Origin of the sequence: Streptomyces sp. 150FB (assembly GCF_000818195.1) — a bacterium.
In the GTDB taxonomy this organism is placed as follows: domain Bacteria; phylum Actinomycetota; class Actinomycetes; order Streptomycetales; family Streptomycetaceae; genus Streptomyces.
The window spans coordinates 1,059,355-1,069,704 of the sequence record NZ_JTHL01000001.1 but is presented as its reverse complement, the minus strand read 5'-3'; the positions used below and the strand labels follow the sequence as shown (position 1 = coordinate 1,069,704).

Below are 10,350 nucleotides of genomic sequence, written 5' to 3'. Positions count from 1 at the left end.
CCGCCCTGCGCGCGCACCGTGCGGGCCGGGTGTTCGCCACGGTGGAGCGGGCCTTCGCGCGGCGCGGCAGGGGAGGGAACAAGGAGTGAGGCGCCCCGGCCCTGTCGGGCGGGGGCGCGGGCGGGACCGAGGGTGTCTCAGCGCGCGAGCGTCGCCAGCACTGCCTTGCCGCCGGCCGGCGCGGACTGGACGGTCACGGAGTCGGAGAGGCTCCGGATCATGGGCCAGCCGAAGCCGCCGCTGCGTCCCGTCAGGTCGGGCACGTGCTCCTGAGGGCGGTCCTCGCTCGGGTCCTCGACGGTGACACGCAGCGTACGAGGGCCCGCGGCCAGGCGCAGGGCGCGTACCCCGCCCGCGTGCCGGAGCGCGTTGGTGACCAGCTCGGACACCAGCAGCAGGACGGTCTGTACGGTGTGCGCCGATGGCGCCGGGTCGAGAGCACGGAGAAAAGCCGAGGCCGAGTCGCGGGCCTCGGCCGCCAGCCGTGGGCGACAGATGTACTCGGCCGTGTGGTCGGCACGGCTGTTGATCAGGTCCGGGTGGTGCATGTCCTTCACCCCGTCGGTCGGCCGTCGTCGTGGGAACGGTGATGTTCCTGCGTCTACCCGCCGGGGGCGGATCGAAAGGCCCGATCGGAATGTCGGATCGAAATGCGGATCAGAACGAGCGCGGGACGCGAGATGCCGACCCACCGGGGTCGGCATCATCGGGGGTGCGGGGCGTGCCGACGTACGTGACGGGGCCAGGACCGGAGGGGCGGGGCCAGGACCGGGGCCAGAGGTCAGGCGGCCTCGTCCACATGGCCGTGTATGGCCGCGGCCCACTCCAGCAGCAGAACCTCGTACGCCTCGGCGGGCCACGTTCCGTCTGCGCCGTCCGCGGCATCGACGAGCGCGCGGATGCGCTCGTTCGCCGATGCGGCGTCGGATCCCGCCGAAGCGGAAGCGGAAGAAGAGGACATACGGCTGACCTTATGGGCAGTACGGGGCCTCGTGTGACCGTTTCGTGAGCGTCCTTGCTCACACTGCCCGATCCGGGCCCCGCACCCTCGCCCCATGCGCACCGTCAGCCCGCCGATTCACCCGCGTGCGGACTGATCACACCCAGTCCGACCAGGAAGAACAGGGCGATGCCGAGCAGGATGCGGTAGATCACGAAGGGCATGAAGCTCTTCGAGGTGATGTATTTCATGAACCATGCGATGACCACATACCCCACCACGAAGGCGATGACCGTCGCGAAGATGGTCGGTGGCCACGACACATGCCCGTCGCCCGCGTCCTTGAGCTCGAACGCGCCGGAAGCGAGGACGGCGGGGACGGCCAGCAGGAACGAATAACGCGCCGCCGCGCCCCGGGTGTACCCCATCAGCAGCCCGCCGCTGATGGTGGCGCCCGAGCGTGAGACGCCGGGGACGAGCGCCAGCGCCTGGCAGAAACCGAAGATCAGACCGTCCCTGACACCCAGGTCCTCCAGCGTCTTGCGCACCTTGACCGCGCGGTGCCTGCCGCCCGTCTCGTCACGGGCGGCGAGCCGGTCGGCGACCCCGAGGACCACGCCCATCACGATGAGCGTGACGGCGATCAGCCGCAGATCGCGGAACGGGCCCTCGATCTGGTCCTTGAACGTGACACCGAGCACACCGATCGGGATCGAACCGACGATGACCAGCCACCCCATCTGCGCGTCGTGGTCCCGCCGGGCCGCCTTGTCGGTCAGCGAGCGGAACCACGCGGAGACGATCCGGACGATGTCCTTGCGGAAGTAGATCAGGACGGCGGCCTCGGTCCCGATCTGGGTGACCGCGGTGAAGGCCGCGCCGGGGTCGTGCCACCCGGCGAAGGCCGCCGTCAGCCGCAGATGCGCGCTGGAGGAGATGGGCAGGAACTCGGTCAGTCCCTGGACGAGTCCGAGGATGAAAGATTCGAACCAAGACATGAGGTACTACGCCATCCAAGAAATCGTCGTAGGCAGACAAGGAGACAAGGAGGGAGGCGACAAGGAGACGCGGACGGACGTGGCGGGAGGACGTCGACTTTGCCATTCTTTGGCGGAAGCGTAGCGCCTGCGCGGGACAGCGGTACGGGCGGGAGCGCCGAGATCCTGGTGATCGAACGGTAGGTCAGGGCCTAGCATCTGGGCATGACTGTCCTGCCTGACAACAGCCTCCCCCTGGCAGCGGAGTTCCCCGGCGCGACATACGAGCAGTGGCAGAGCCTGGTGGCGGGCGTGCTGAACAAGTCGGGCCGCGACCTGTCGGGTCCGGCCGCCGAGGACGCGCTGTCCACGCCGCTCCCCGACGGGTTCGCCGTACGCCCGCTGCACACCCGGGCCGATGCCCCCGAAGCGACCGGCGCCGACGGCTACCCGGGCTTCGCGCCGTTCACCCGGGGCGCGCGCCCCGAGGGCGCCGCAGTCGCGGGATGGGACGTACGGCAGCGGCACACGCGCCCCGACCCCGCCTCGGTCAACGACGCCGTGCTGGCCGACCTGGAGAACGGCGTCACCTCCCTCTGGCTGGCCGTCGGCCCCGGCGCGCTGCCGGTCTCCGGACTGGCCGGCGCCCTCGACGGTGTCCTCCTCGACCTCGCGCCCGTCGCCCTCGAAGCGGGGAGTGGATTCGGCGCCGCCGGGCGCGCGCTGCTCCGGCTGTACGACGAGCGCGGCGTCCGGCGCGAGGAGGCCCATGGCACCCTCGGCGCCGACCCGGTCGGACAGCTCGCCCGTACCGGAGGCGAGAGCGGCGACGGCGAGGCCGAGGCTCTCGCACTCGCCGGGCTCTGCCACCGGGAGCGCCCCGGCGTCCGCGCCATCGCCGTGGACGCCCTCCCGTACCACGAGGCCGGCGCCTCCGACGCCCAGGAGCTGGGCTGCTCGCTCGCCACCGGCGTCGGCTGGCTGCGCGCCCTCACCGGGGCCGGCCTCTCCGTCGAAGCCGCCTGCGGACAGCTCGAGTTCCGCTACGCGGCCACCGCCGACCAGTTCCTGACCATCGCCAAACTCCGCGCCGCGCGCCGGCTCTGGTCCCGGGTCGCGCAGGTCTGCGGCGCCGAGCCCGCCGCCGGGGCGCAGCGCCAGCACGCGGTCACCTCGCCGGTCATGATGAGCGCCCGGGACCCCTGGGTGAACATGCTGCGCACCACGGTCGCCTCGCTGGCGGCGGGCGTCGGCGGCGCCGACTCCGTGACCGTCCTGCCCTTCGACCACGCGCTCGGACTGCCCGACGACTTCGCCCGCAGGATCGCCCGCAACACCTCGACGATCCTGCTGGAGGAGTCCCACCTCGGGCGCGTCATCGACCCGGCGGGCGGCTCCTGGTACGTGGAGCGGCTCACCGACCAGCTCGCCGAGGCGGCCTGGGCGTGGTTCCAGGAGATCGAACGCGCCGGCGGCCAGCGCGCCGCCCTGCGCGGCGGGCTCGTCGGCGAACGCGTAGCCGCCACCTGGAAGGCCCGCTCCGAGCGGCTGGCCACCCGGCGCGAACCCGTCACCGGCGTCAGCGAGTTCCCGCAGCTCGCCCAGGTCCCTGTGGTGCGCGACCCCGCGCCCGTACCGCCCGGCGGCGGACTGCCCGTGGTCCGCCGCGACGAGGCGTACGAGACGCTGCGCGCCCGCTCCGACGCGCACCTCGCCGCGACCGGGGCCCGGCCCCGGGTCTTCCTCGCCGCGCTGGGACCAGCGTCGGCCCATACGGCGCGCGCGACCTTCGCCTCCAGCCTCTTCCAGGCCGGCGGCATCGAGCCCGTGCACGACCCGGTGTCGGTCGACGCGGCCACCGCCGCAGGGGCCTTCACCCGCAGTGGCGCCGCCGTCGCCTGCGTCTGCTCCAGCGACGCGACGTACGCCGAACAGGCCGAGCCCGTCGCTCAGGCGCTGAAGTCGGCGGGCGCCCGGCTGGTCTTCCTCGCCGGGCGTCCCGGCGAGCGGCGTGAGGCATATCTACGGGCGGGGGTGGACGAGTTCGTCGTCGCGGGCGGCGACGCCGTCGCCGTCCTCACCTCCGTACTCGACCGGATGGGAGTGGCGTGATGGGGATCCCGGACTTCTCCGAGATCGGACTCGACGACAGCGGTGACAGCGACGACAGCCGAGGCGGCGGTGGCGGCGGTGGCGGCGAGGAGGTCACCGAGGACCGCTGGCGTACGGCCGTCAAGGAACGCACCGGCAAGGACGACGCCGAGCTGATCTGGGAGACCCCCGAAGGCATCGGCGTCAAACCGCTCTACACCGCACGGGACCTGGAGGGCGTCGACTTCCTCGACACGTACCCGGGCATCGCGCCGTACCTGCGCGGCCCCTACCCGACGATGTACGTCAACCAGCCCTGGACGATCCGGCAGTACGCCGGGTTCTCCACCGCCGAGGAGTCCAACGCCTTCTACCGGCGCAACCTCGCCGCGGGACAGAAGGGACTGTCCGTCGCCTTCGACCTGCCGACCCACCGGGGCTACGACAGCGACCACCCGCGCGTCACCGGCGACGTCGGCATGGCGGGCGTGGCGATCGACTCGATCTACGACATGCGCCGGCTCTTCGACGGCATCCCGCTCGGCGAGATGAGCGTGTCGATGACGATGAACGGCGCCGTGCTGCCCGTACTCGCCCTGTACATCGTGGCCGCCGAGGAGCAGGGCGTACCGCCGGAGAAGCTGGCGGGGACCATCCAGAACGACATCCTCAAGGAGTTCATGGTCCGCAACACCTACATCTATCCGCCGGGCCCCTCGATGCGGATCATCTCCGACATCTTCGCCTACACCTCGCGGAAGATGCCGCGCTACAACTCCATCTCCATCTCCGGCTACCACATCCAGGAAGCCGGGGCGACGGCCGATCTGGAGCTGGCCTACACACTCGCCGACGGAGTGGAGTACCTGCGCGCCGGACTGGGCGCGGGACTTGACGTCGACGCCTTCGCGCCCCGGCTCTCGTTCTTCTGGGGCATCGGCATGAACTTCTTCATGGAGATCGCCAAGTTGCGGGCGGCCAGGCTCCTGTGGGCCAAACTGGTCCGGAAGTTCGAACCGAAGAACGCCAAGTCGCTTTCCCTGCGCACCCATTCACAGACCTCCGGCTGGTCCCTCACCGCCCAGGACGTCTTCAACAACGTCACCCGCACCTGCGTCGAGGCGATGGCGGCCACCCAGGGCCACACCCAGTCGCTGCACACCAACGCCCTGGACGAGGCGCTGGCCCTGCCCACCGACTTCTCCGCGCGCATCGCCCGCAACACCCAACTGCTGCTCCAGCAGGAGTCGGGCACCTCCCGGGTCATCGACCCCTGGGGCGGCAGCGCGTACGTGGAGAAGCTGACGTACGACCTCGCCCGGCGGGCCTGGCAGCACATCGAGGAGGTCGAGGCGGCGGGCGGCATGGCCAAGGCCATCGAGGCCGGGATCCCCAAGCTGCGGGTCGAGGAGGCGGCGGCCCGTACACAGGCCCGGATCGACTCCGGACGCCAGCCCGTCATCGGCGTCAACAAGTATCGGGTGGCGACCGACGAGAAGATCGACGTCCTCAAGGTCGACAACTCCTCCGTACGGGACCAGCAGTTGGAGAAGCTGCGGCGGCTGCGCGAGGAGCGCGACGAGAACGCCTGCCAGGACGCGCTGCGGGCGCTCAACGCCGCCGCCGCCGATCCGGGACCGGACCTGGAGGGCAACCTGCTCGCACTCGCCGTGGACGCGGCGCGCGCGATGGCCACCGTCGGTGAGATCTCCGGCGCGCTGGAGCAGGTGTACGGACGGCACGCCGGCCAGATCCGTACGATCACCGGTGTGTACCGCGAAGAGGCAGGTCCGTCGGCGGCCGTGGAAGGCACGCGCGCCGCGGTCGGCGAGTTCGAGCGCGCCGAGGGGCGCCGGCCGCGCATCCTGGTCGCCAAGATGGGCCAGGACGGCCACGACCGGGGCCAGAAGGTGATCGCCACCGCCTTCGCCGACCTGGGCTTCGACGTCGACGTCGGCCCGCTGTTCCAGACCCCGGCCGAAGTCGCGCGGCAGGCTGTCGAGGCGGACGTGCACATCGTCGGCGTCTCGTCGCTGGCCGCCGGGCACCTCACCCTCGTACCGGCGCTGCGCGAACAGCTCGCCGCCGAGGGCCGCGAGGACATCATGATCGTCGTCGGCGGGGTGATCCCGCCCCAGGACATCGAGGAGCTGCGCGCCGCCGGAGCCGCCGCGGTGTTCCCGCCCGGCACCGTCATCCCCGAAGCGGCGCACGACCTGCTGACGGCGCTCGCCGCCGCGCTCGGCCACGAGCCGGCCGACCACCCCGGCGGAGGCTGAGTCGGTGCCGCCACGGATCGATGTCGACACCTGCGTCAGAGGTGTCCTGGACGGCTCTCGCGCACACATCGCCCGCGCCATCACCCTGGTCGAGTCGACCAGGGCCGACCACCGGGTGCTCGCGCAGCGGCTGCTCACCGAACTGCTGCCGCACGCGGGCGCCGCGCGCAGGATCGGCGTCAGCGGCGTCCCCGGCGTCGGCAAATCCACCTTCGTCGACGCCCTGGGCTCCCTGCTCACCGGCCTCGGCCACCGGGTGGCCGTGCTGGCCGTCGACCCGTCGTCCAGCAGGACCGGCGGCTCGATCCTGGGCGACAAGACCCGGATGGAGCGCCTCGCCGTGGACCCGGCGGCGTTCGTCAGGCCCTCGCCCACGGCCGGCACACTCGGCGGGGTGGCCAAGGCGACCCGCGAGAGCATCGTGGTGATGGAGGCCGCGGGGTACGACGTGGTGCTCGTCGAGACCGTCGGTGTCGGCCAGTCGGAGACCGCGGTCGCCGGCATGGTCGACTCCTTCCTGCTGCTCACCCTCGCGCGTACGGGGGACCAGCTCCAGGGCATCAAGAAGGGCGTCCTGGAACTGGCCGACGTCATCGCCGTCAACAAGGCCGACGGCCCGCACCTGCGCGACGCGCGCTCGGCGGCCCGCGAACTCGCGGGCGCGCTGCGCCTGATGCAGCCGGCGGACGCCGCGTGGACTCCGCCCGTGCTCAGTTGCAGCGCCCGCGAGGGGAGTGGGCTCGACGCGGTGTGGGACAGCCTCGAACAGCACCGCGCGGTCCTCGGCGCCGAAGGCAGGCTCGCCGGCAAGCGGCGCGAGCAGCAGGTGGAGTGGACCTGGTCGATGGTCCGCGACCACCTCCTCGACCGGCTGCGTGAACATCCCGGGGTCCGGCGGCTCGCGCCCGTACTGGAGGCGCGGGTACGGGAAGGGACCCTCACCCCGACCCTCGCCGCCGACCGGATCATCGAGACACTCGCGCTGCCAGGCCGGGACACCGCGAGCACCACCGACACCACCCGCACCACTGGCACCACCCGCACCACCGGCACCTGAGGCGGCCGGGACCACCCACACCTGAGGCAGGGAGGGGCCTGTCCGATACTGGGACCATGTCCCACGAAGAACCGGTACTCCTCGCACGGCGCGGCCGCACCGCCCGCATCATCCTGAACCGTCCCCGCGCCCTCAACGCCCTCACCCACGAGATGGTGCGGATCATCGACGCCGCCCTGGTCGAGTGGGAGGACGACGAGGGCGTCCGGGCCGTCGTCCTCACCGGGGCGGGGGAGCGCGGGCTGTGCGCCGGCGGCGACATCCGCGCGATCTACGAGGACGCCCGCGCGGGCGGCGGTGGATCGGAGGCCTTCTGGCGCGACGAGTACCGGCTCAACGCCAGGATCGCCCGCTACGGCAAGCCGTACGTCGCGGTGATGGACGGCATAGTGATGGGCGGCGGGGTCGGCCTCGCGGCGCACGGCAGCGTACGGATCGTCACCGAGCGGTCCACCGTCGCCATGCCGGAGACCGCGATCGGCCTGGCGCCCGACGTCGGCGGTACGTATCTGCTCTCCCGTACGCCCGGCGAACTCGGCACGCATCTCGCCCTCACCGGCAACGCGGTGGGCGCGGCGGACGCGCTGCTGTGCGGGCTCGCCGACCACGCCGTACCCGCCGATCTGCTGCCGGAGCTGCTGGCGGCGCTGGACGACGCCGGCGACGCGGATGTACGCGAGGTGGTGGGGCGGTACGCGCGGCCCGCGCCCGAGGGTCGGCTCGCCGGCGACCGCGAGTGGATCGACACCTGTTACGCGGCGGACTCCGTCGAGGAGATCGTCGACCGGCTGTACGCCCAGGGGAACCCGGCCGCCAAGGAGACGGCGGAGACGATCCTCACCCGCTCACCCACCGCGCTCAAGGCGACGCTCGCCGGCCTGCGCGCGGCCAGGGAACTGTCCACACTGGAGCAGGTGCTCGACCGGGAGTACCGCGCCTCGTGCGCCGTGCTGAACGTTCCGGACCTGCTGGAGGGCATCCGCGCCCGGGTCATCGACAAGGACCGGAACCCGCACTGGTCACCGGCGGAGCTGGCCGGGGTCACGGACGCCGATGTCGCGCGCTTCGCCGCCGTCCCGCCCGGCGGCGACCTGGGACTCGGCAGCTCCTGAGGGCCCCTGTGGACTGTCGGCGCGTGCCGGGCGCCCGCCGAGATGCCGGCGCTTGCGCCAGGCGAGGATCGCCGCGCCCAGCCCGGTCAGCACGATGAAACCGGAAGCGGCGAGGAAGGCGGGCGAGGTCGGGGAACCGGCCTCGCTGCCCGCGATCACATACGCCGCCGTGTTGGGCACCGAGCCGATCGCCGTCGCGAGGACAAAAGGCCCCCAGCGCATACGGGACACGGCGGCGCAGTAGTTGGCCGCGGCGAACGGGATCCCGGGGAAGAGCCGGATCGCCATCATCGACCGGAAGCCGTGCCGGCTGAGCTGCCCGTCGGCCGCCTTCAGCAGCCGGCCCCGCAGCAGCGGGCGGAGCGCCTCCTGCCCGAGGAAACGCCCCAGCGCGAAGGAGATGGAGGCGCCCAGCACCGTACCCACGATCGCCGCCAGCAGCCCGAGCTGGGAGCCGAAGACCGCGCCCGCGGCGAGATTGAGCAGCGGGCGCGGGAAGAAGGCGAAGGAGCACAGCCCGTAGGCGACGGCGAACAGCGCCACGGCCGTACCGCCGCTGACCCGGGTCGGCCAGCCGTCGGAGAGGAATCTCTGCGGTTCGAGGAGCAGGACGACCGCTGTGGCCGCGCCCAGTACGACAATCAGGAAGGAGAACCGCGACCAGGGCGAGAGCAGCACCCGGGAGCAGCGGACAGCGATCCCCGGGGACATCCGAGCGGCGTTGTCGGGCATATCAACGGAGCCTAACCGACCGGCGGAGCACCGGCCTGGGCCGAGCGGGCGTCAACTGCCCCGCCGGGGAAAACCATTCGACGCGGAACGGGCCGTGCGCGAGGATCTGAGACATGTTCCGGTACGCCTTCCCCGCAGCGCCGTCCGCAGTCGCGGACGCGCCGAAGGCTGCCGCGAACCACGCCGCGCACTCCGCCGCGCACGCCGCAGCACCCGAGGCCGCCGCAGCGGCCCTGGCAGCGCCCTTCGGCGGCGCTCGAAGCTGACCCTTCCCGGATCGACCGGCGGACCCCGCAGGGGGAGGGTCGGTCAGGCACCGGGGTCCCGCCCAGCTTCGAGTTCCTGGAAGAAGGAACCATGCCCAAGACGGCATACGTGCGCACCAAGCCCCATCTCAACATCGGCACCATGGGCCACGTCGACCACGGCAAGACCACCCTCACCGCCGCCATCACCAAGGTCCTCAGCGACCGGGGGACCGGCACCTTCGTCCCCTTCGACCGCATCGACCGCGCCCCCGAGGAGGCCGCGCGCGGCATCACCATCAACATCGCGCACGTCGAGTACGAGACCGACACCAGGCACTACGCGCACGTGGACATGCCCGGACACGCCGACTACATCAAGAACATGGTGACCGGCGCCGCCCAGCTCGACGGGGCGATCCTCGTCGTCTCCGCGCTCGACGGAATCATGCCGCAGACGTCCGAACACGTCCTGCTCGCCCGCCAGGTGGGGGTGGACCACATCGTGGTCGCCCTCAACAAGGCCGACGCGGGCGACGACGAGCTGACCGACCTGGTCGAGCTGGAGGTCCGCGAACTGCTCACCGAGCACGGGTACGGCGGCGACGCCGCGCCCGTCGTCCGGGTGTCGGGCCTGCGCGCCCTGGAGGGCGACCCGCGCTGGGTCTCGGCCGTCGAGGCGCTGCTCGACGCGGTCGACACCTATGTGCCGGTGCCCGTCAGATACCGCCACGCACCGTTCCTGCTGCCGGTGGAGAACGTGCTCACCATCACCGGGCGCGGCACCGTCGTCACCGGCGCCGTCGAGCGCGGCACCGTACGGGTCGGCGACCGGATCGAGGTGCTGGGGGCCGACGGCGGCCCGCAACCCAGCACCGTCACGGGTCTTGAGACGTTCGGCAAGCCGATGGAGTCCG

9 protein-coding genes are annotated in these 10,350 nt (G+C 72.0%); 5 read left to right on the top strand and 4 right to left on the bottom strand.

All coding sequences use genetic code 11. The features are described 5' to 3' along the window. Window positions 1-137: 137 nt before the first annotated feature. The 3 genes from QR77_RS04100 to QR77_RS04090 form a co-directional block, all read right to left on the bottom strand. Window positions 138-548, bottom strand: coding sequence for an ATP-binding protein (locus tag QR77_RS04100; protein WP_040019722.1), 411 nt, complete (start codon window positions 546-548; stop codon window positions 138-140). A 233-nt stretch (window positions 549-781) separates the two neighbouring features. Then, on the bottom strand, window positions 782-961 hold the full coding sequence (locus QR77_RS04095; RefSeq protein WP_040019721.1) for a hypothetical protein: 180 nt from the start codon (window positions 959-961) through the stop codon (window positions 782-784). Between the two features lie 104 nt (window positions 962-1,065). Beyond that, entirely contained in the window at window positions 1,066-1,938 is an 873-nt protein-coding gene (locus QR77_RS04090) for an undecaprenyl-diphosphate phosphatase (protein ID WP_040019720.1), read from the bottom strand. Between the two features lie 204 nt (window positions 1,939-2,142). On the opposite strand from QR77_RS04090, the gene QR77_RS04085 reads away from it, so the two are divergent. The 4 genes from QR77_RS04085 to QR77_RS04070 are packed head-to-tail and all read left to right on the top strand — an operon-like array spanning window position 2,143 to window position 8,456. Then, on the top strand, window positions 2,143-4,029 hold the full coding sequence (locus QR77_RS04085) for a methylmalonyl-CoA mutase family protein (RefSeq protein ID WP_040019719.1): 1,887 nt from the start codon (window positions 2,143-2,145) through the stop codon (window positions 4,027-4,029). Then, window positions 4,029-6,287, top strand: coding sequence for a methylmalonyl-CoA mutase (scpA, locus tag QR77_RS04080; protein WP_040019717.1), 2,259 nt, complete (start codon window positions 4,029-4,031; stop codon window positions 6,285-6,287). The genes QR77_RS04085 and scpA overlap by 1 nt, the downstream gene beginning before the upstream one ends. A 4-nt stretch (window positions 6,288-6,291) precedes the next feature. Continuing rightward, a complete protein-coding gene (meaB, locus tag QR77_RS04075) occupies window positions 6,292-7,344 on the top strand; it encodes a methylmalonyl Co-A mutase-associated GTPase MeaB (protein ID WP_052488519.1) in 1,053 nt (350 codons plus the stop codon). Between the two features lie 56 nt (window positions 7,345-7,400). Continuing rightward, window positions 7,401-8,456 carry an enoyl-CoA hydratase/isomerase family protein gene (locus tag QR77_RS04070; RefSeq protein ID WP_040019716.1) on the top strand — a complete coding sequence of 352 codons (1,056 nt, stop codon included), beginning with the start codon at window positions 7,401-7,403 and terminating at the stop codon, window positions 8,454-8,456. On the opposite strand, the gene QR77_RS04065 is transcribed toward QR77_RS04070, so the two are convergent. Next, complete coding sequence (locus QR77_RS04065; protein ID WP_052488518.1) at window positions 8,364-9,188, bottom strand: TVP38/TMEM64 family protein; 825 nt, start codon at window positions 9,186-9,188, stop codon at window positions 8,364-8,366. The two genes, QR77_RS04070 and QR77_RS04065, sit on opposite strands and share 93 nt — an antisense overlap. A gap of 357 nt (window positions 9,189-9,545) precedes the next feature. On the opposite strand from QR77_RS04065, the gene QR77_RS04060 reads away from it, so the two are divergent. Then, window positions 9,546-10,350, top strand: an 805-nt coding sequence (locus tag QR77_RS04060) for a GTP-binding protein (protein ID WP_063797993.1), incomplete at its 3' end; no start/stop codon positions are given.